17 protein-coding genes are annotated in these 21446 nt (G+C 61.8%); 3 read left to right on the top strand and 14 right to left on the bottom strand.

Annotated features, from left to right (window positions below):
* Position 1: 1 nt before the first annotated feature.
* Together nusA and rimP are read right to left on the bottom strand one after the other, a co-directional pair.
* Complete coding sequence (gene nusA, locus JFN90_RS11170; RefSeq protein WP_199395194.1) at positions 2-1183, bottom strand: transcription termination factor NusA; 1182 nt, start codon at positions 1181-1183, stop codon at positions 2-4.
* Between the two features lie 42 nt (positions 1184-1225).
* Positions 1226-1705, bottom strand: coding sequence for a ribosome maturation factor RimP (gene rimP, locus JFN90_RS11165; protein ID WP_199395193.1), 480 nt, complete (start codon positions 1703-1705; stop codon positions 1226-1228).
* 413 nt (positions 1706-2118) lie between these two features.
* On the opposite strand from rimP, the gene thrC reads away from it, so the two are divergent.
* Both thrC and yrfG read left to right on the top strand, forming a co-directional pair.
* Positions 2119-3495: a threonine synthase gene (gene thrC / locus JFN90_RS11160; RefSeq protein ID WP_199395192.1), complete on the top strand. Its 1377-nt coding sequence runs from the start codon at positions 2119-2121 to the stop codon at positions 3493-3495.
* Positions 3496-3568: 73 nt separating this feature from the next.
* Positions 3569-4282, top strand: a complete 714-nt coding sequence (yrfG, locus tag JFN90_RS11155; protein ID WP_199395191.1) for a GMP/IMP nucleotidase — start codon at positions 3569-3571, stop codon at positions 4280-4282.
* On the opposite strand, the gene JFN90_RS11150 is transcribed toward yrfG, so the two are convergent.
* Positions 4266-4637, bottom strand: coding sequence for a helix-turn-helix domain-containing protein (locus tag JFN90_RS11150; protein WP_236018954.1), 372 nt, complete (start codon positions 4635-4637; stop codon positions 4266-4268). The genes yrfG and JFN90_RS11150 overlap by 17 nt on opposite strands.
* 292 nt (positions 4638-4929) lie before the next feature.
* Between JFN90_RS11150 and JFN90_RS11145 the strand changes: the two genes are divergently transcribed.
* Entirely contained in the window at positions 4930-6696 is a 1767-nt protein-coding gene (locus JFN90_RS11145; RefSeq protein ID WP_199395189.1) for a M3 family oligoendopeptidase, read from the top strand.
* 159 nt (positions 6697-6855) lie between these two features.
* On the opposite strand, the gene acnB is transcribed toward JFN90_RS11145, so the two are convergent.
* The 11 genes from acnB to JFN90_RS11090 form a co-directional block, all read right to left on the bottom strand.
* Positions 6856-9375, bottom strand: a complete 2520-nt coding sequence (gene acnB / locus JFN90_RS11140; RefSeq protein WP_199395188.1) for a bifunctional aconitate hydratase 2/2-methylisocitrate dehydratase — start codon at positions 9373-9375, stop codon at positions 6856-6858.
* Positions 9376-9593: 218 nt separating this feature from the next.
* Entirely contained in the window at positions 9594-10352 is a 759-nt protein-coding gene (gene fdhD, locus JFN90_RS11135; protein ID WP_199395187.1) for a formate dehydrogenase accessory sulfurtransferase FdhD, read from the bottom strand.
* 74 nt (positions 10353-10426) lie between these two features.
* Positions 10427-11884: an NADP-dependent succinate-semialdehyde dehydrogenase gene (gene gabD / locus JFN90_RS11130; RefSeq protein ID WP_199395186.1), complete on the bottom strand. Its 1458-nt coding sequence runs from the start codon at positions 11882-11884 to the stop codon at positions 10427-10429.
* A gap of 192 nt (positions 11885-12076) precedes the next feature.
* A complete protein-coding gene (locus tag JFN90_RS11125) occupies positions 12077-13399 on the bottom strand; it encodes a cohesin domain-containing protein (protein WP_199395185.1) in 1323 nt (440 codons plus the stop codon).
* A gap of 171 nt (positions 13400-13570) precedes the next feature.
* Positions 13571-14905 carry a S41 family peptidase gene (locus JFN90_RS11120; protein ID WP_199395184.1) on the bottom strand — a complete coding sequence of 445 codons (1335 nt, stop codon included), beginning with the start codon at positions 14903-14905 and terminating at the stop codon, positions 13571-13573.
* A 33-nt stretch (positions 14906-14938) separates the two neighbouring features.
* Positions 14939-16138 carry a murein hydrolase activator EnvC family protein gene (locus JFN90_RS11115; protein ID WP_199395183.1) on the bottom strand — a complete coding sequence of 400 codons (1200 nt, stop codon included), beginning with the start codon at positions 16136-16138 and terminating at the stop codon, positions 14939-14941.
* A gap of 1 nt (position 16139) precedes the next feature.
* A complete protein-coding gene (gene ftsX, locus JFN90_RS11110) occupies positions 16140-17087 on the bottom strand; it encodes a permease-like cell division protein FtsX (protein WP_199395182.1) in 948 nt (315 codons plus the stop codon).
* Positions 17074-17796, bottom strand: a complete 723-nt coding sequence (gene ftsE / locus JFN90_RS11105) for a cell division ATP-binding protein FtsE (protein ID WP_236018953.1) — start codon at positions 17794-17796, stop codon at positions 17074-17076. The genes ftsX and ftsE overlap by 14 nt, the downstream gene beginning before the upstream one ends.
* Positions 17797-17814: 18 nt before the next feature.
* On the bottom strand, positions 17815-18228 hold the full coding sequence (locus tag JFN90_RS11100) for a type IV pilin protein (RefSeq protein WP_199395181.1): 414 nt from the start codon (positions 18226-18228) through the stop codon (positions 17815-17817).
* 5 nt (positions 18229-18233) lie between these two features.
* Positions 18234-18725 carry a type II secretion system protein gene (locus JFN90_RS11095; protein WP_199395180.1) on the bottom strand — a complete coding sequence of 164 codons (492 nt, stop codon included), beginning with the start codon at positions 18723-18725 and terminating at the stop codon, positions 18234-18236.
* Between the two features lie 18 nt (positions 18726-18743).
* The gene (locus tag JFN90_RS11090; protein WP_199395179.1) at positions 18744-21440 is read right to left on the bottom strand and encodes a cohesin domain-containing protein; all 2697 of its coding nucleotides are present in this window, start codon (positions 21438-21440) and stop codon (positions 18744-18746) included.
* Positions 21441-21446: the final 6 nt, after the last annotated feature.

Genomic DNA, 21446 nt, shown 5'->3' with positions numbered 1-21446 from the left:
CCTATTCCTCTTCGGCCGCCTCTACCGCTGCCGCCTCTACTGCTGCCGGCTCGACGGCCTCCGCTGCCTCGACGCCCTCGACGCCCTCTTCGGCCTCCTCGGCCTCGGTGCCGTCGTAGGAAGCGAACTGCTGCAGTTCGGCCTCGGCCATGCGGGTCTCACTCTTGATGTCGATCTTCCAGCCGGTCAGCTTGGCGGCCAGGCGCACGTTCTGGCCGCGCTTGCCGATGGCCAGCGAAAGCTGGTCGTCCGCCACGATCACTTCCATGGCGTAGTCTTCCTCGTCGACATACACCTTGGTCACCACGGCCGGGGCCAGGGCGTTGCAGGCGAAACGGGCGATGTCCTCGCTCCAGGGAATGATGTCGATCTTCTCACCGCGCAGCTCGGATACCACGTTCTGAACGCGGGAACCGCGCATGCCGACGCAGGCGCCGACCGGGTCCACGTCGCCGTCATGCGAGTAGACGGCAATCTTCGCGCGCCCGCCCGGCTCGCGCACGACGCTCTTGATCTCGACGATGCCTTCCGCAATCTCCGGCACCTCGGCCTCGAACAGCTTGGCCAGCATGGTGGGATGGGTGCGGGAGAGCATGATCTGGGGACCCTTGGTGGTCATGCGGATCTCGGTGATGAGGGCCTTGACGCGGTCGCCCTGGCGGTAGACCTCACGCGGGGCCTGCTCCTTGTGCGGCAAAAGCGCCTCGGCGCGACCGAGATCGACGATCAGGTCGCCCTTCTCGAAACGGCGCACCACGCCATTGACGATCTCGCCCTGACGCTCCTGGAACTCGTTGAAGATGGTCTCGCGCTCCGCCTCACGCACGCGCTGGATGATCACCTGCTTGGCGGTCTGGGCGGCGATCCTGGAGAAGCCGGATGCGTCCATCTTCATGCCGATGGAGTCGCCGATCTCGACCTCCGGATCCTCCTCGCGTGCCTCGTCCAACTCAATCTCGCGGTAGGAATCCTGAACCTCTTCCACGACGGTAACGAACTCGAACAGCTCAACCTCACCGATCTCGGGGTTGTAATGCGCCTCCAGATCGCGGGTATTGCGGAATTTCTTGTTGGCCGCGGTAAGAACTGCCTGTTCCAGCGCCTCTACCACAATCCCTTTATCAATACCCTTCTCTTTGACGATCTGGTCGATCGTGTGCTTGAGGTTAAAGCTCGTTTCCACGTCACTGTCTCCTTCTGCTTGCTGATAATTGCAAAGTAAAGTTTAGAATTCGAATTCGAGGTTGGCCTTGGCCACCTTGTCCAGCGGGATCGAGGCGTGCTGTCCCTCGGTGAGGTCGATGCTGATCACCCCGTCCTGGACCCCGAGCAGTTTCCCGGTGAAGGTCTTGCGCTTGTTCCCCGCGTCGTCGGTGAGCGTGTCGAAGGTTTTCACCTTGACCAGGTGCCCCTGGAAGCGTTCGTAATCGGCGACCTTTTTGAGCGGGCGGCAGATCCCCGGCGAGGAGACCTCCAGGTTGAAGTGCTCCGGCATGAAGTCTTCCACGTCGAGGATGTCGGAGAGCTGACGGCTCACGTCGGCACAGTCGTCCAGGTTGATGCCGCCTTCCTTCTCCAGGAAGATGCGCAGCACCATGTCGCGCCCCTCGCGCTTATACTCCAGGTCCACCAGGCTGATTCCGAGCGGCGCACCGATCTCGGTGACAATCTCTGTGACTCTTTCTGCTACATCAACCTTTGCCATCTGCGTTTTCCCATAAAAAAAAGCGAGCCGGAGGAGCTCACTTTTGAGTGAACATTAACATGTGACCCATTATTTAGCATGGAAGAGTGGTTTATGCAAGCGCTTTTTTTGCGAAAGTAAGCCGTTTTTCAAGCTTTCGCGCCCGTTTGACGCTTGATTCTTGGGCACCTTTTTTAGCTGTCGCGGGGACAAAATCTAACGGTGCCACCTGCTGTCATTGGAAAAAACAAATACAGTGACGCCTTTTTCTGCTGCCGTGACTTTATTTTCTCCTGCCAGCCCATCTGCCGCCTCCTCTGAACCGGAGACGCGCCAAAGACAGAACCAGCAATCTCTTCACTTTTGCGACATTAACTGCTATATATTGGCGTTGCCGCAACGACACAAAAACCAGCACCAGAAAGAGAACTGACATGAAATACGTAAGCACCAGGGGAAACATCGCACCCATCGGGTTCAAGGAAGCAGTGATGATGGGACTTGCCACCGACGGCGGCCTGATCCTGCCGGAGAGCATCCCGCAGATCGCGCCTGAAACCCTCGCCGCCTGGGCGAAGCTTCCCTACCGCGAGCTCGCCTTCAATATCATTTCCCTCTTCGCCACCGACATCCCGCGGGACGACCTCAAGGCGCTCATCGACCGCTCCTACGGCAGCTTCGAGCACCAGGAGACCACGCCGCTGGTGAAAAAGGACGGGGTCTACATCCTGGAACTGTTCCACGGCCCCACCCTCGCCTTCAAGGACGTGGCGCTGCAGCTTTTGGGAAACTTGTTCGAGTACCTCCTAAAGGAGCGCGGCGAGAAGATGAACATCCTCGGCGCCACCTCCGGCGACACCGGCAGCGCCGCCATCGCCGGCGTGAGGGGCAAAGAGAACATCAACATCTTCATCCTGCACCCGCACCTGAAGACCTCGCCCATCCAGGCGCTGCAGATGACTAGCGTCCTCGACGCCAACGTGCACAACGTAGCCGTCGAGGGGACCTTCGACGACTGCCAGAACATCGTCAAGACCCTGTTCAACGACCTGGAGTTCAAGAAGGAATACGCCCTGGGCGCCGTGAACTCGATCAACTGGGCGCGCGTTTTGGCGCAGGTGGTCTACTACTTCTACGCCTGGGGGAGGCTCCCCGAGCAGGGCAAGGTGGTCTTCTCCGTGCCGACCGGCAACTTCGGCGACATCTTCGCCGGCTACCTCGCCAAGAGGATGGGACTCCCGGTGGAGAAACTCCTTTTGGCCACCAACGAGAACAACATCCTGTCGCGCTTCGTGGCTAGCGGCGACTACTCGCTGGGCCAGGTGGTGCAGACGGTTTCGCCGTCCATGGACATCCAGCTCGCCTCCAACCTGGAGCGCTACCTGTACTACCTCTTCAACGAGAGCCCGGAGCGGGTCAGAAACGCCTTCGTCGAACTGCAGCAGACCGGCAAGATCGTCTTCAGCGCGGAAGAGGTGCAACGCGTGCAGAGCGAGTTCCTGAGCTGCACCGTCAATGAAGCCATGACCCTGGAGACCATCGCCAGTTTCAACAAGGAAACCGGGTACCTGCTCGACCCGCATACCGCAGTCGGCGTGCGCGGGGCACTAGAGTGCGTCAAGGGGCACCCGGCCGTGGTCTGCCTGGCCACCGCCCACCCCGCCAAGTTCGGCGAGGCCGTGGAGCGTGCCATCGGGACACCCGCGCCGCTGCCGCCGCAGTTGGCCGCTCTGCAGGGCAAGGAAACCCGCTGCGAGATCATGGCTGCTGACAAAGAGCTGGTGAAGCAGTTCGTCAAGGCCAACGCTTAGCAAATCGTCGAAGGTCGGACCTGCCGGACTAGTCAGTCTAGTCGGGCAGGTCCGGCCAAAAGAAGAGACTCCCATGCCCCTCCCCCCCCTGCACGTAGACTGGAACCACATCGACACCGTCCACCTTGACATGGACGGCACCCTGCTGGACCGGCACTTCGATGACCACTTCTGGCTGGAGCACGTCCCCAAACGCTACGCCGAAATAAACGGCATCAGTGAGCACGCGGCGCAGGAGAAACTGCACCGCATGTTCCGCTCCCAAGAGCAGACCCTCAACTGGACCGACCTCGATTACTGGTCGGCGCAGTTGGGCCTCGACATCCCGGTGCTCAAGGAAGAGGTGAACCACCTGATCGCGGTGCACCCCTTCGTGATCGAGTTCCTCCTCTTCCTGCGCCAACACGGCAAGAAGATCTACCTGGTGACCAACGCCCACAGTAAGACCCTGAACATCAAACTGCGACTGACCAGGATCGGGAGTTACTTCGACGGGATCATTTCAGCCCATGATCTGGGGCTACCTAAGGAAGACCCACTTTTCTGGGGGAAGCTGCAGCAGAAGGTGCCGTATGATCCGGAGCGGACCATGCTGGGAGAGGACAGCGAGACCAACTTGGAGACCGCGCGTCGCTTCGGCATCCGCTACCTGATCCACGTCGGACGCTTCAGCTCGACGGCGACGCCGGCCCAATCGGAGAGTTTTCATTCCATCCATTACTTCAGTGAACTGATCCCGCGCGACGGCGGCATGAGCGTGGAACTCGCCCCTACCCGCGGGATTTAATCCGGCACAACCCGTACTTCTTGGCCAAATCGTAGAGCGCGGGACGGCTGACGCCGAGCACCTCCGCCGCCTTGCTCATGTTGCCTCCGGAGGACTGGATGGCATCGTGCACCATGTAACGCTCCACCCTGTCCCTGGCTTCCCGGAGCGTCATCTGCCCGGCACCGGTGCCCCCCATGCCGCAGGCGGTCTCGCCATCAAGCATCCCCCCTGGCAAGGCCAGGTCGTTGCGGCCTGAAAAAAGCCGCTGCAATACCACGCACTGAGCACCCATCCACCCGGCGGGGTGGGACTCGTTGCCGGTCCCGGAAGCGGGCCGGCAAGCCGCATCTTCAACTACCTGACGCTTTTTCATGACGTCCATCCTCGCCTGCTAGCGGTTGACACAGGAACCACTTGCGGAAGCGGAGGCTCCGCTTCCTACCCGGAAGAACAGTCGGCGGCTAACCTATTGCATAATTATAAATTTTTAACATTTGCTAGTTCTATCGCACCCCCCTAGGTTGTCAAGGCAACTTGAGCGCCAGCGGCGCCGCAGCTTGCCCCCTTGCTGCCGCCCCCCTTCCTTGACACCATGCACCCCATGCATTACTATCGGTTCCATTCATTCGAAATCATTGAACAATACACGCCTGCCAGGAGGAATGATGAGCAGCGATCTCAACTGGGATACCACACCACTTTACCCGTCACCTTCCGCTCCGGAACTGACCCAAGCCTTCGAAGACGCCACCGCGCAAGTTGCCGGATTTAGGGAACGCTACCGCGGCAAGGTTGCCGGCCTTTCCGCGGAAGCACTGCTCGAAGCACTGCAAGTGTATGAGAAGTTGCAGGAGGAGCTCGTGGTGCCGCAGCTTTACGCTCACCTGCTCTTCGCCGCCGACAGCGAAAGCGACCTGCACAAGCGCCTCTCCCAGAAGTCGCAGGAGTTCGGCAACGCCATGGGGCGGGAACTCCTCTTCTTCGACCTGGAGATCATTCAGATGGAGGAGGAGCCCTTCCAGCAGCTCCTTGAGACCCCCCTGCTGGCCAATTACCAGCACTTCCTGGCGGTGCTGCGCAAATTCAAGAAGCACACGCTCTCCGAGCGCGAGGAGAGCCTGCTCACCCAGAAGAGCCTCACCGGCGTGCAGGCCTTTTGCCGACTGTTCGACGAGGTGTCTGCCTCGCTACGCTACACCCTGGAGATGGAGGGCGAGACCCGGGAGATGACCGGAGAGGAGCTGCTGGCGCTGCTGCACCATCCCGATGCGGCGCTCAGGGAGCACGCCTTCGGCACCTTCCTGAAAAAGCACGAGGAGCACAGCATCCTTTATTCGGCGGTGTTCAACAACGTGGCACTGGATCACTCCCAGGAGATGGAGCTCAGAAACTACAGCCATCCCATGGAGCCGACCAACCTGGGCAACGAGATCCCCAACGAGGTGGTGGAGAGCCTGATGCAGGTCTCCGAAAAGAACTATCCCCTGGCCCAGGAATATTTCCGCCTCAAGGCCAAGTTGCTCGGCATGCCCAAGCTGAAGAACACCGACGTGTACGCGCCGCTCTCGGAGAGCGACCGCAAGTACAGTTTTGAAGAAGCGCGCATCATGACCGTGGAGGCCTACCGCGGCTTCTCCGAAGAGTTCGCCCAGCTGGCCGATTCCTTCTTCACCGAAAGGCGGGTGGATGTGCTGCCGAGGCCGGGCAAGAGCGGCGGCGCCTTCTGCATGGGGATGACCCCGTCGCTCCCGCCGTATCTTCTTTTGAACTTCACCGGGAACCTGCGCGACGTGGCCACCATCGCCCACGAGGTCGGCCACGGCATCCACTATCAGCTCGCCCAGCGCCAGACCATGCTGAACTACCACCCGCCCCTGCCGCTGGCCGAGACCGCCTCGGTGTTCGGCGAGATGCTGTTGACCCGGCAGCTTTTGGAGCGGGAGACTGACGTCGAGGTGAAGAAGTCGCTTCTGTGCGCGAAGATCGAGGACATCATCGCCACCACCTTCCGCCAAAACGTGCTGACCAGATTCGAGGAGCGCATGCACCTGGAGCGGGCGAACGGGCTTCTGACGGCGAGCGAGCTTGCCGACCTCTGGTGGCAGGAGAACGCGAAACTTTACGGTGACGCGGTCGAGATGATCGAGCCCTACCGCTACGGTTGGAGCTACATCTCGCACTTCATCCACGCCCGTTTCTACTGCTATTCCTACACCTGCGCGGAACTGGTGGTGCTGTCGCTGTTCCAGCGCTACCTGAAGGAGCGGGAAAGTTTCGTCCCCATCTACCGCGACATCCTCGCCGACGGCGGCTCCAAGTCCCCCGGGGACACGCTGGCACCGGCAGGGATCGTCTTCAGCGACCCGAGCTTCTGGCAGGGAGGGTACGACCTCCTAGCCGACCTGATCACGGAGCTGAAGGCGCTGCTGTAGCCTCCCCCCCTCCCCGCACTGTCATCCCCCCCCAGCCCCTCCCGCCTCCACGGACAGAAGCGCTACGGCGCGCAGGCCCGTCAAGGGAGGGGAGCTAAAAACAGAAAGGCCCGCCGGTTTCCCGGCGGGCCTTTCTTATTGTGCTGCTACCAGCTCTGATTACATCTCGTCGAACTGGAGGTACTTGTACACGTTGGCCTTGTTGGGCTCGACCTTCTCCTTGTACACGGCCAGGTACTCGGCCGGGGTCGGGAGTTTGCCCAGGTTGACCGTGACGGCGCCGAGTTCGGCGGAGCCCAGGAATACCTTGGCGCCATTGCCGATCCTGTCGTCGAAGTTACGGGTCGAGGTAGAGAACATGTTCACACCATCGGGCACGCGGGCCTGGTTACCCATGCACAGCGAGCAGCCGGCGATCTCGACACGGGCGCCCATGGCGCTGTAAACCGAGAAGTACGCCTCGTCCTTGAGCTTTGCCTGATCCATGCGGGTCGGCGGGCAGATCCAGGTGCGGACGTTCGGGTTGAACTTCTGGCCCCTCCAGATCTCGCCAGCGGCGCGGAAGTGGCCGATGTTGGTCATGCAGGAACCGAGGAACACGTCGTGGATCTGGGTGCCGGCAACCTCGGAGAGGAGCTTGACGTCGTCCGGATCGTTCGGGCAGGCGAGGATCGGCTCGGTGATCTCGGCAAGATCGATCTCGATGACCGCTGCGTACTCTGCGTTGGCGTCTGCTTCGAGAAGCTTCGGTGCCTTCAGCCACTCGTTGGCTGCATCGATCCTGTTCTGCAGGGTCTGTGCATCCTGGTAGCCGTCGGCGATCATCTGCTTCATGAGGGCCACGTTGGAGCGGAGGTAGGTGGCTACCGACGCTTCGGAGAGCTTGATGCAACCGGCGGCGGCGCTACGCTCGGCGGCGGCGTCGGTCAGCTCGAAGGCCTGCTCGACGGAGAGCTCCGGAAGACCTTCCATCTCCAGGATGCGGCCGTTGAAGATGTTGACCTTGTTCTTCTTGGGCACGGTGAGAAGGCCCTGCTTGATGGCCCAGTACGGGATCGCGTTGACCGCGTCGCGCAGGGTGATGCCGGGGTTGAACTTGCCCTTGAAGCGGACCAGCACGGACTCAGGCATGTCCAGCGGCATGAAGCCGAGCGCGCCTGCGAAGGCTACCAGGCCGGAACCCGCCGGGAAGGAGATCCCGATCGGGAAACGGGTGTGGGAGTCGCCACCGGTACCGACGGTGTCCGGAACCAGCAGACGGTTCAGCCAGGAGTGGATGACGCCGTCACCCGGCTTCAGGGGCACGCCGCCACGCTCGATGATGAACTGCGGCAGGGTCTTGTGCATCTTGACGTCGGCCGGTTTCGGGTAAGCGGCGGTGTGGCAGAAGGACTGCATGAACATCGGCGCCAGGAACTTCAGGCAGGCGAGTTCTTTGAGTTCGTCGGCGGTCATCGGGCCGGTGGTGTCCTGGGAACCGACGGTGGTCATCTTCGGCTCGCACGCGGTGCCGGGCAGGACGCCGGTGACGCCGCAGGCCTTGCCGACCATTTTCTGTGCCAGCGAGTAGCCCTGGCCAGCCTTGGGGACCGGGTTCACCGGCAGGGTGAAGACGTCGGTCGGTGCGAGGCCAAGGGCCTTGCGGGCGCGGTCGGTGAGAGCGCGGCCGATGATCAGCGGGATGCGGCCGCCGGCGCGGAACTCGTCGAACAGGGTGTTGGGAGCGATGTTGAAGGTGGAAAGCACTTCGCCGCCTTCGGTGGTGATCTCACCCTTCTTGGAGTTGATCACGATGACATCGCCGGTCTTCATCTTGGTCACGTCGGTCTTGATCGGGAACGCGCCGGAGTCCTGCGCGGTGTTGAAGAAGATCGGTGCGATGACGCCGCCGATGATGATGCCGTCGCGACGCTTGTTCGGAACCGCCGGGATGTCCTGGCCGATGTGCCAGAGCACGCTGTTGCAGGCGGACTTACGGGAGGAACCGGTGCCGACGACGTCGCCCACGAAGGCGACCTGGAAGCCGTCAGCCCTGAACTTAGCGATGGTAGCGTTGCCGTCCGGGAAGCGGGTCTTGCCCATGGCGAGCGCGTGCAGCGGGATATCCGGACGGCTCCAGGCGTCGCCCGCCGGGGAGAAGTCGTCGGTGTTGATCTCGCCTTCGACCTTGTAGACCTTCACCTTCACGGTCTCCGGCAGGCCCGGCTTGGAGGTGAACCACTCGGCGTTGGCCCAGGACTCCAGCACCTTCTTGGCGCCGGCGTTGGACTTGGAGAGTGCGAAGACTTCGTCGAAGGCATCGTAGACGAGGGTGGTGCCACAGAGAGCCTTGACGGCCTCTTCGGCAACTTCAGCGTCCTTCAGGGCTCCGACCAGCGGGGCCACGTTGTAGCCACCCAGCATGGTGCCCAGGATCTGGACCGCGTCTTTTTTGGAAAGCAGCGGGGACTTCTTGGAGCCTGCCAGGATGCCAGCCAGGAAACCGGCTTTGACTTCGGCAGCCGGGTCGACGCCCGGGGAGACCCTTTCCTTCAGAAGGTGGAGCAGGAACTCCTCCTTGCCTGCCGGGGGTGCTTCCAAGAGTTTGCAAAGTTCCGCGGTCTGCTCAGGGTCGAGCGGCTTCGCAGGGATACCGAGTGCCTTTCTTTCTGCCTCTTGCTTCAGATACGCTTCGATCATGATTCCTCCTAGATAATGTGCAGCTATTTACGGAAGTTATCAAAAGTCTTCTGTCAGCTGATGCTTCATTTGAACGGATACTGTATACAATTTTTACCCTCTTTTGTCAATTGTTGAAAGTGCCTGTGAAAAGGCATGGATCGGCGGCGAAAGAGTTGTTACTGTGGCGTTTTATCTGGAATCAGCGGAAGTCAGTCGTGGTGAGAGAAGGCAGACCGTTAAGAAAATAAAATGTGGGCTGAATGAGTATAGGCGCTGAACCTGGTACCACGCAGGTAGCCGACCAGGGTGATGCCGGCCTCTTCGCAGATGCGGATGGCCATATCGGTGGGAGAGGTGCGGGAAACGATGACGCCGACGCCGAGAAGCGCAGCCTTGGCGGCCAGTTCCGCCGAAACACGGCCGGAAGTGGCCAGCATGGTGCCGGAGAGGGGGATCCCCTTCAACAAGGCCTCACCTGCCAGTCGGTCGATGGTGTTGTGCCGGCCAAGGTCCTCGGCGTGCAGGAGCAGCCGCCCTTCAGTATCGCCGATAGCCGCGGAGTGGACGCCGCCATGGCTTTTGTACTTGGCGGAGCTCAGCGCCAGTTGCTTCATCAGCTCGAATATGGCTGCGACGGTAACCTGCTCCATGGCGCCCGTCCCCCTCGCGCCAGCAGCTTGCGGCAGGGAGAAGGTGATGCCGGTGCCGCACCCGGAGGTCAGGACCGGTTTCAGCTCCGCCGGGATTTCGCCTTTGATGCGGACGTTGGCGATACCGTAGTCGTTGCACACGCTCAACACCAGGAAGTCCTCCACGTGCGAGACGACCCCCTGCAGGCGCAGGAAACCCGCCACCAGGAAGCGCAGGTCGTGAGGCGAGGCGATCAGCGTCACGATCTCACGGTCGTTGACCCGCAGCACCAGGGGAAATTCCCGCACCACGTCGACCTCGCCGCGCAGCACCTTGCCATCGTTGTATGTCGTGACTTCTGTCATATACCGTCCCACCCCCCCCTCCCCCGGAGGGGGAGGAGTTAACGTCCTTATCAGTGGTTGAACTGTTCAGCTCGTTACCGTATGCCGCCGATGCAGAGGTATTTGATCTCCAGGAATTCTTCGATGCCGTACTTGGAGCCTTCCCGGCCGATGCCGGACTCCTTGATGCCGCCAAAGGGTGCCACCACCGTGGAGATGAGGCCGGTATTGATGCCGACGATGCCGGCCTCAATCGCCTCGGCCACGCGCCAGACCTGCGCGATATCCTGGCTGTAGAAGTAGGCGCACAGGCCGAACTCGGTGTCGTTCGCCAACCGGATTGCTTCCTCCTCAGTCCGGAAGCGGAACAGGGGCGCCACGGGCCCAAAGGTCTCTTCGCGGGCCACGTGCATCTCCGGCGTCACGTCGGCGAGCACGGTCGGCTCGAAGAAGGATCCGCCCAGGGGATGGCGCTTGCCGCCGGTGACGATGCGGGCGCCCTTGGCAAGGGCGTCGCCGACATGCTCTTCGACCTTCTCCACCGCCGCCATGTCGATCAGCGGCCCCTGCTGGGTCTCCCCCTGCAGGCCATCCCCCACCTTCAGTTGGCCGACCGCCTGCGCCAGCCTGTCGGCGAAACGGTCGTAGATCCCCTCCTGTACCAGGAAGCGGTTGGTGCAGACGCAGGTCTGACCGGTGTTGCGATATTTGGAGATCAGCGCACCCTCGACCGCGGCATCGAGATCGGCGTCGTCGAAGACGATGAAGGGTGCGTTGCCGCCTAATTCCAGGGAGACCTTCTTCACGGTCCCGGCACACTGGGCCATCAGCTTTTTCCCCACCTCGGTGGAACCGGTGAAGGTGAGCTTGCGCACCAGCGGGTTCTCGGTCATCTCCGCGCCGATGGCAGAGGCGGAGCCGGTGACGACGGAAAAGACGCCGTCCGGTACCCCGGCGCGGTGGGCCAGCACGGCGAGGGCCAGGGCCGAGTACGGTGTCGCCGTGGCCGGCTTCACCACGATGGTGCAGCCAGCCGCCAGCGCAGGCCCGACCTTCCTGGTGATCATCGCGGAGGGGAAGTTCCAGGGGGTGATGGCGGCGCAGACCCCGACCGGCTGCTTGAGCACCACGATGCGCTTGCCGGCCTGGTCGGACGGAATCACGTCCCCGTAGACCCTTTTCCCTTCCTCGGCGAACCACTCGAGGAAGGAGGCGGCGTAGACAGTTTCGCCACGCGCCTCGGCCAGGGGTTTGCCCTGCTCAGCGGTCATCAGCACGGCCAGGTCGTCCTGATGCTCCAGAAGCAACTCGGCCCAGCGCCTGAGGATCACTGACCGTTCCTGGGCGGTCCTTGCGCGCCAGGACGGCAATGCCGCATGGGCCGCCTCAATGGCGCGGCGGGTTTCGGCGCCTCCCATCTTGGGGATGGTGCCCAGTTTTGCTCCGGTGGCCGGGTTGGTGACGTCGACGGTCTCGCCGCTGTCAGCCCCGGTCCAGGCGCCGTTGATAAAGCACAGCTGGTGGAATAGACTTTTGTCCTTGAGATTCCGCATCGGCTCCTCCCGTCAAAAGTGCTCCTTTCCGCCCCGCGAAGGTCGTGTATACCCCATAGTCGTCCTGGCGGCAACAGAAAGCTGTTGCCCATCGCCCCTGTTTAACAATAAGTACCTATGACAATGCCCCCTTCGACAGTCTCGAGGAGGGCATGTCCCGGCAGGTTGGAGGGGAGTGGTCCAAAACCAGCGCTACGGCGCCACCTGGCCGGTACGCACCAGGTAGTTGGCGGCATAGATGTAGTCGTCGACGTAATCGCGGCGGCCGTCCTTGTTGAGATCGTAGCGCGGGCGGGATGCGGTCCCCCGCTCCCTCAGGAAGCGTTCAAAATCGCTCTCCTTCACCGGCCGCACCTTCCCCGGCACCAGGGCGACCCTGGGCGCCACCGTCAGAGGGAACTCCTGCCGCAGACCGCTGTAGAGCATGGTGACGTCGGCCTTCACCGCATCCCGCTTGGGCCTGGCCTGAATTTCCCACCCGGCCTCGGTGCGTCGGTGCGAGACATAGGTGCAGCCGCTGAAGGTGAAACTGGGGGTGGCCTCGCCGGTGGTCATGGCGATCACCAGGGTCACCGTCGCCTTGCCGTCGGCAAGGGCCACCGGGGGGATCTGCTGGTAGGAAACGGGGGCGTCCTGACGAAACAGGGCGACCAGGTTGGCCGGTGTGCGCTCCCCGTGGAAAGACTTGAAGCGGTCCAGGACGCTGGTGATGGGAGCCGGCGGGGTTACTTTCGGCGGGGGCGCAGGGGCCTCGGGGGCCGGAGTAGCCTCCCGCTCGGGAGGGGGTGGGTTCTCTTCCCGGTCGAGCGGCGGTTCCTCCCCTTCCAGTTGCGCCTTCTTGGTGCGCAGCCGCTTCTTGACCAGGGGCACACCTTCCGCCGGCACCTGCGCCTCGGCCGTCGCGGCGATCTCTTTATCCGGCGTCCCTTCCTGCCCGGGCATGGTCAACGTCCCCCCGACCATGAGCGGACGGGTCATCCCGGGGCTCGCGCCTGCCGTGACGGTCTCCCCCTTCCCCTCCTGCCCGGCCGGCGCCGTCGCCGTGCCGCCGTCATCCGCGGCTACCACGGCGGAAGGGTTAACGATGAGTGGTTGCGCCATGGCCACCTTCTTCCCCGTGGTATCGATCAAGGTACCGGTGACCAGGGTGACGACGCCGGGAGAGCTCCCGGTCCGGTCGAAGGCAATGCTGGCGATGATACCGCTCCCTCTGAGTCCGCTCGTCCCGACGATGGCGAGCCGGATGGGATTGCCGGGATTGGCCGCGTTCATCATCCCCTGCACCATCTTCCCCATGGTAACCCGTGGGTTGGCAAGCGTGGCGGAATCGTAGCCGATGCTGAGGTCGAGGCCGGCGACGCCGTCCATCTGCTCGCCGCGCAGAACGAAGACGCCGTCGGATGCCGGTGAGGATACGGTGAGGGTCGGCAAGGCGAAGGCAGGGAGAGCCGGAAGAACCAGCAGAACGAGGAAAAGATGCAGCCAATACCATCGACAGCGAGTCTGCCTGATCATGATGACCTCGGAACGGGGGGATAACTGCCGTAACGGACCGGTTTACTTTACTGACCCCCTCGGGGGCTGTCAAGCCGGCCCACCCCTGCGCCGAGGGGCCGCGGACAAAGAAAAAGGGGCGGCCGCATGGCCACCCCTTCCCTTTACTGCTCTATGCGGGAACCGCCCTCTTTAGGAGGGGAGTTTGCCCATGCTCTTCAGGATGTCCCACCCCTTGAGGAGGTCGAGAGCACGCAGCACCTGCGAGTCGTTCTTGATCATCTCGTCGGTCTTGTAGGGAGCCGGCTTCACCTTCTTGTCGTCCTGCTCGCCCTTCTTGTCCCCTTCGAAATGGTTCTCAAGATCCTTCTCGCGGATATGCATCCCTTCCTTCTTCTCGCTGGTGGGGGCGATCTCCACGCGCTCGGCGACGATGTCCGGGGTGATCCCCTTGGCCTGGATGGAACGGCCGCTCGGGGTGAAGTAGCGGGCGGTGGTCAGCCTGAGCCCCGAGTTGTCGGCGAGCGGGATGATGGTCTGCACGCTACCCTTGCCGAAGCTCTGGGTGCCCATGATAACGGCGCGCTTGTGGTCCTGCAGGCAGCCCGCCACGATCTCGGAGGCGGAGGCCGAGCCACTGTTGATCAGCACCACGATGGGGTACTCGCCCTGCTTGTGGCTCTTCCTCGAGGTGAAGCGCATCTGGGAGTCCTTCTCGCGCCCCTCGGTGTAGACGATCAGCTTCCCTTCTGGGACGAAGTGCTCGCAGACGCGGACCGCCTGATCCAGGAGCCCGCCGGGATCGTTCCTGAGGTCCAGCACCAGGCCCCTCAACTGGTTCTTGTCGGCCTGCAGCCCCTGCAGCGCCTTCTCCAGGTCGTCGTCGGTCTTCTCCTGGAACTGGGCGATCCGGATGTAGCCGTAGCCGTCGTCGAGTACTTTGTATTTCACGCTCTTGACCTGGATGATGTCGCGCTCCAGGACGAAGTCCTTGGTCTTGTCGAACCCTTCACGCATGATGGTCAGGGTGACCTTGGTCCCCTTCACGCCGCGCATACGCTTCACCGCGTCGGTTATGGTAAGGTCCTTGGTGAACTTGTCGTCGATCTTGAGGATCTGGTCCCCCGCCTTGATCCCGGCCTTGAACGCCGGTGTGTCCTCGATCGGGGAGATGACGGTCAGGATCCCTTCCTTGACGGTGATCTCGATACCCAGGCCGCCGAAGGCGCCCTTGGTGTCGATCTTCATCTCCTTGTAGGTCTCGGGGGGCATGAAGGAGCTGTGCGGGTCGAGCGAGGTGAGCATGCCGTTGATGGCACCGTAGACCAGCTTCTTCGTGTCCACTTCCTCGACGTAGCTCTTCTTGACGATGGCGAGCACGTCGGTGAACAGCTCGATGGACTGGTAGTCGTTGCCGCCGCCCTGGGCGGCACATCTGCGTTGCACGCCGAACGCGATGGCGAGCGTCAGCAGTGAAACGGTAGTGACAAACAGGGTTGTTTTCTTGAATTTGCTGCCCTTGAACATTTTGCCTCCCTGGATTTTGTTTCGATACCCTGCTTATCTGAACCAGGGGGAAGGATCAACCGGTTTTCCCTGGTATCTGATCTCGAAATAGAGCATGGGCCCCTTGGTTGAGTCAACGTCGCCCACACTGGCAAGGACGTCGTTTTTCGCCACCTTGGAACCCACCCTCTTGGCTATCGACGAGGCGTGGGCATAGAGACTGAAGAACCCGTCGCCGTGATCGACGATGATCATATTACCATAGCCTTTGAAATAGTCGGCAAAAATCACTTCGCCGTCATAGATTGCATGAATGGCGCTGCCGGCGGGGGCTGCCACAGAGATCCCGTTACTGACAGTGAAGGAATCGAACTCGGGGTGTTTATGCCTTCCGAAACGGTCGACGATGTTGCCGCGCACCGGCAGCGAGAGCCGCCCCTTCTGGGCGCCCAGTCCCTGGTTGGGAACCGGGGTGGCCTTCGCGGTCACGCCGGGGCGGGCCGGCTCGCTCCCCTTGGCGGTGCGGCCTTTGGAACTATACGCTTTTCTACTTTTGGCTTCAAGCCTTTGAATCATGCTCTGCAGCCGGCTCGCGTTGGCCTGGAGTTCCTTGAGCGAGGCAAGGTACCCCTGCTTGTCCTGGCGCACCTTGACCAGGTAGGTCGCCTTGCGGCTCTTTTCCTGCTCGATCTCGCGCCTTTTCGCCTCGATGGAACGGCGCAGCCCCTCTTTCTTGACCGCCTCCTGCTCCAGGCGCTCCTTGAGCTTGTTCAGCCGCTCCAGGTTGTCGCTGTACTGCTGGAAGAGTTTCTTGTCGTTTTCGAGGATGCTGCGCATGTAGCGCAGGTTCTCGCTCATCTGCGGGAATGATTCGGAGGAGAAGAAAACGCGCAGGTTACCGGTATCGCCTCCCTTGTAGAGCGCGGCCATGCGGCGGTTGATCTGCGCCTTCTTGCGCTCCGCCTCCTGGCGCTCATGCTCGATGTCCTCGTGGGTCTTGTCGATCCCCTTCTCGACGCCGGCGAGATCGCGCCCCAGCACGGTCAGGCTGGACTGCTTCTCGGCCAGCGACTTCTGGATCTGCACCAGTTCCCCCGAGACCTTGGTCTCCACCTTCTGGGTCTTCGAGATGAGCCGGTTCTTCTCCTTGATCTGCTTCTTGATGTTCTGCAGCTCCTCGTTGGCGCCGGCACGGCAAAGCGCAGGCGCCAGGAGGGCGAGGACCAGCAGGATTATGGCTGTTAGGTGGCGCATGCTAGACGTTTATGAACCTCTTGAGCGAGGTCGCGCTGCCGATGAACCCGAGCAGCACCCCTCCCAGCACCACCCCGGCCAGGTGCGTGGCGGGGAGGAAGGAGAGCCCGGCAGAAGCCGGATTGATGCCGAGGAAGTCACCGGCGTTTTTCAGGAAGGCGAAGTAGCAACCGAGCAGCGCCAACAACGAGATCACCGCCCCCGCGGCCCCCTGCACGATCCCCTCGATCAGGAAGGGCGCCTTGATGAAGAACCGGGTCGCACCGACCAGCCCCAAGAGCTCCAGTTCGTCCTTTCTGGCGTAGATGGTGAGCTTGATGGTGTTGGAGACGATGAAGAGCACGGTGATGGTCAGGAAGCTCCCGAGCAGCGCCCCCATGAGCCGGAACAGGTTCATGAACGAGTTGAAGCGCTTCACCCACTCCTCACCGTACTGCACCTCGGAAATCCCCTGGATCTGCTTCAACTTTTTGACGTAGGCAGCAACGGATTCGGTGTCGCGGTGGCTCCGGTCCAGCATGATCTCCAGCGAAGCGGGGAGCACGTCCGGGGTGATCCCCTCCAGGAGCGACTCCTGTCCCTTCAGGCGGCTTCTCAGCCTCTTCTCCGCCTCGGCCTGGCTCACGAAGAGGACCTTGGAGGTCCCGGGAATGGCCTGCACCCTCCCCTTCAGCGCCGATACCGCGAGGGGTGCTGGTTCCTGGTCGAAGTAGGCGGTCACCTGCACCTTGTCGCTCCACCCTTCCGCCATGCCATCCAGGTTCACGTAAACCAGGAGAAACAGCGAGGCGATCAGGAGCGCCAGCGCGATGGTTCCCACGGTGACGGCGCTGACGAAGACGTTCTGGCGCAGGTTGGCGAAGGCGCGGCTGGTGAAATAGGAAAACCTGCCGAAGAACCCTTCCTGTTCGAGCTTGGGGCGGATGGCACCCTTGTTAGCCTTGGACATCGGGCACCTCCAGCACGGGGGACGCCGAGGCAGCCTGCCCCGGGAAGAAATCCGGCGTCTCCACGATACTCCCCTTGTCGAGCCTGATCACCCGGCGGTGGGAGTTCTCGATCACCCGGCGGTCGTGGGTCGCCACCACCACGGTGGTGCCGCGGTTGTTGGCCTCCTTGAAGATGGAGAGGATCGCTTCCTTGTTCTCGTCGTCGAGGTTGCCGGTCGGCTCATCGGCCACCAGGATCTTGGGATCGTTCACCAGGGCGCGCGCCAGCGCCACGCGCTGCTGCTCGCCGCCAGAAAGTCGCAAAGGCGTCGCGTTGATCTTGTCCTCAATCCCCATCCTTTTCAGGATGTGGTAGACCTTCTTGCCGATGTCGCGCTTACCCCAACCGAGCACTTCCAGGGTGATGGCGACGTTCTCGAGCACGGTCCGATTGGGGAGCAACTTGTAGTCCTGGAACACCACCCCGATGGAGCGGCGCAGCAGGGGAACCTGCGCACGAGAGAGCCGGGTCAGGTTGACCCCGTCGATCAGCACCTGCCCGCGGGTGGGGGTGAGGTCGGCGTAGATCATCTTGAGCAGGGTGGACTTGCCGGCACCGGACTGCCCGGTCAAAAAAACAAAATCCCCTTTGGGGATCTTGAGATTGATATCGGCCAGCGCGCTCGATTCCGGCTGGTACGACATGAAGACATTATGCATTTGGATCATCGTTCTAAAGCCTCGTAACTACCATTCGTTGTACGGCTTGCCGTCGCTGCCCACCAGCGTGGAACCGCTGTGCACGTCGTAGACCCCGCCGCTTCCCCCTTCGGAGGGGGTGTCGGTCGCGGGAGGCGCGCTGATTACCCAGGTATCTTTGGACTTGGTAAAGGGGTCCTTGGGTATATCCCTCAGGTACTTGTTCTTGTTATCCACCAGCTCCTGCAGCGTATCCGGATATTTCCCCTGGTCGGCGTAGTACTGGTCGATGGTGGAGCGCATGGTGTACAGGTCTTCCCGCAGCACCGCCTCGCGCGCCTTGATGATGCCCCACTGGTAGTTGGGGGCGCTGATGGCCGCCAGTATGCCAACGATGGTGACCACGATCATCAGCTCTATCAGCGTGAAACCCCGCTGGCTTTTCAGTATCCTCTTTAACATGAGGTTCACCAATCCTTGTATTTCGTACCGTCGATGGCGACGCCGTTGCTCAGGGAATAGACGTCGAAGACATCCTCGCCTCCCCAGGTGGTACTGTCAAACTCGTCGGCGTGGGAGCGCATGCCCCATTTGGCCTCCCCCTCCTGGGCCTTGTTGAAGGGGTCGCTCGGGATGCGGCGCAGGAACTTCTTCTTCTCCTTGACCAGGCCGCCGAAGTCATCCCCCTCCACCAGCAGGTCGAGGGTCTTTGGGTAACCGGTGGCGTTCAGTACCTGCACCGTTTTCTGGTCCGAGAGTGCCTTGTCGTAATTCTTCTTGTACTCGTCTATGGCGGTCCTGATCTCGCGCAGGTTCCTTCTCAGCTCGAGTTCCTTGGTCCGCTTGGAGGCCATCTGGGCCGAGGGGACGATCAGCGAGGCGAGCAGGGTGAGGATGACCATGGTCACCACCATCTCGATCAGGCTGAGCCCCCTTTTATCTTTAAGGATCTTCCACATGTGGCGAGAGCCCGAGGGCTACTTTACCTCCACTACCGACTTGAACGGCGTCACGGCGATTTGTGCTCCCCCCTTCTGGGTGAAGCTGGTGTTAGAGAAAGAAAGCGGGCTGCTCCCCTCGACGAGGGCCTTGAAGGTGACCTGGGCCAGCACTCCGTTGCCGGTCCCCCCCTCGATCTTACTGCCGGACATCCAAATTTCCCCTTTCTTCTTATCAGCAAAGGACTGGAAGGTCGAAGGCTTCCCGGTCTCCTTGAGCAAGGCTCCTTCGGTCTGTGCCACTACTTCGATAATCTTGGGGTCATAGCTCAGCACAAACACCGCCTTCTCCAGATCCTTCAACCCCGAGGCGTTGACCTGCACCATGAACTGGTCGTTCACGTTCACCGAGGAAGGGAGGCTCAACGCGAGCAGGGCCTTCTCAAGCGGTACCGGCGCGACTGCCGGCTTGGGAGATTCCTTGGGCGCAGCCGCGGCAGCATTTGCAGCAGCCCCTCCCTCGGCGGGAGTCGGGGGTTGAGCGGGGCTGGCGGCCGCAGCTTCGGCGCCCGGCTCCGCGGACATCTCGACAGCGGCGTCCCCCTCGGCGGCGGCCGGTGCGGCAGCTCCCGATGCAGCCGGGGTCTCAGCCCCAGGGGCCGGCACGGCAACCGGAGCAGCACCCGGAGCACCCGGAGCAGCAGCCGGAGCACCTGGAGCAGCCGGAGCGACGCCCGGAGCAGCTGGAACGGCGCCCGGGGCAGCCGGTGCAACCGGGGCGGCAGGAGCCGGGACGGCTTTTTTAGCCGGCGCAGCCTTGGCCGGCGCAGCCTTGGCGGGAGCTGCCTTGGCCGGAGCGGCGGTATCGGCGAATTCAGGCTCGATGAAGGACTGATAGGGCTTGTTGGTCGAGGGCTCGTCCTCGCGACCGGACCAGAAAGCCGCCACGTCGTTCTCGGGCACAGTCACGCCGCGAACGATGCGCGGGGTGATCGCGAGCAGCAGTTCGCTCTTGTCGTTGGCGTCTGCGGTGTTGGAGAAGAGCGACCCCAGGATCGGGATATCCCCCAGCAGGAAGACCTTGTTCTTGCTGTCCGTCTTGCTCTTCTGGATCAGGCCGCCGATGATGCTGGTCTCGCCGTCTTTCAAAGAAAGCACGGTGTCGAGGTTCCTGGTGCCGATGGTGACGACGGTGGTGGCCTGGTCGGTACCAATGGTGTCCCGTTGCAAGATCGAACTCACCTCGAGGCCGAGCTTGATGGACACCTCGTTGTTCAACTGGATGGTCGGCTCCGCGTTCACCTTGACCCCGACGTCCACGTACTGCACGTTCACGCTGGTGCCGGTGGAGGTGGAGGATGTGGTCGTAATCGGCACCCTGGTGCCGACGTTGAACTTAGCCTTCTCACGGTTCTTCACCCGGATCTTCGGGTTCGAGAGGGTCTCGCCGTTGGAGAGCGTCTTGCCGAAGTTGAAGGTGGCGTTGGGCACGGTGAGCCAGCCGTTGTAGCCTCTCATCCTGAAAACATTAAGCAGGTTGTTGATCCCGGTGGACGCAGTCGTTGTCGTACCGGTAGTGGCCGCCGCTGTCGTTGAGGTGGAGCTCAAGGTATCCGCGAGGAATGGAGATCCGGTAGCCGGGGCATTGGGCCCGGTTATGCCGAGGGAGGTCGAATAACGGGAGAGCAGCATCCCGAAGGTTTCCGAGTCCTTCTTGGAGAGTTCGAACACCTCGACCTCGAGGAGCACCTCGGCATCGGGAACGTCGTTGGCCTCCAGGATCTTGCGCGCGACCTCGACGACTTCCGGGGTATCGCGGATGACCAGGGCGTTGGCCTCCTCGTTGACGTAGATCTTCTTCACCTGGAGCATGGTGCGCACCAGGTTGACCGCCTTCTTGGCGTCCAGCTTGTTCAGGTAGAAGGTCTGAACGAAGAGTTCCTCGTACTGCTTGATCTTATCGGGGGTCTTCGGATAGATGATGATGGTGCTCTCGTTGAGCACCTTCTTTTCCAGCTTCTGCATGCCGGTCAGCAGTTCCATGGCCTGCTGAAAGCTGCCGTTCTCCAGGTGCAGCGAGACGTTGACGTCCTTCACCCCCTCGTCAAAGACGAAATTGATCCCGGAGAGCTGGGTCAGGATGTTGAAGATGTCCTTGAGTTTCGCGTCCTTGAACTTAAGAGTAATCGGCTTGGTCGACTTCAGGTTCAGTTCGAAACCGTCCAACTTCTGTTTCTTGCCGGCGAGGATCCGATCCAGCCCCGCCTTGGCCGCCTTGTTTTCCGGCTCGAACTGCAGCACGTGCTGGTACGAGGTCATCGCCTCGCGCAGCTTGTGGTCCCGCTCGAAATCCGCCCCCTCCTGCAGGTAGGTCTGGGCGTTTCTCAACTTGAGCGCCTGATCCCCGCGGGCCTTCGCCTCCACGTAGGTGGGATCCATCGCGTAGGCGCTCTGGAACTCCCTCAGAGCCTCCTCGTAGTTCTTGTTATCGAGGAAGGCCTCGCCTTTCTTGAAGTGCACCTTGGCGGCCGCCTCGGTGACATTGATCAGCTTCACCCGGTATTCGCCGACATCGGGGTGCTTGGAGGCTACTTCCGCATACTTAACCAACGCGGCGTCCAGGTTCCCCTCGCGCTCGAGCTGCTCTGCCTTGCTGAAAGCGGTACGCCCCGCCGCACAGCCGGAAAGGGCCACGGTCAGCAGCATCAGGGTTGAGATCGATCTTAGTCTATGCATGAAGTT

The sequence above is a fragment of the Geomonas propionica genome (assembly GCF_016458235.1).
Classification (GTDB): domain Bacteria; phylum Desulfobacterota; class Desulfuromonadia; order Geobacterales; family Geobacteraceae; genus Geomonas; species Geomonas propionica.
Note: the sequence above shows the minus strand (reverse complement) of the source record. Positions and strands in the feature narration are given on the sequence as shown.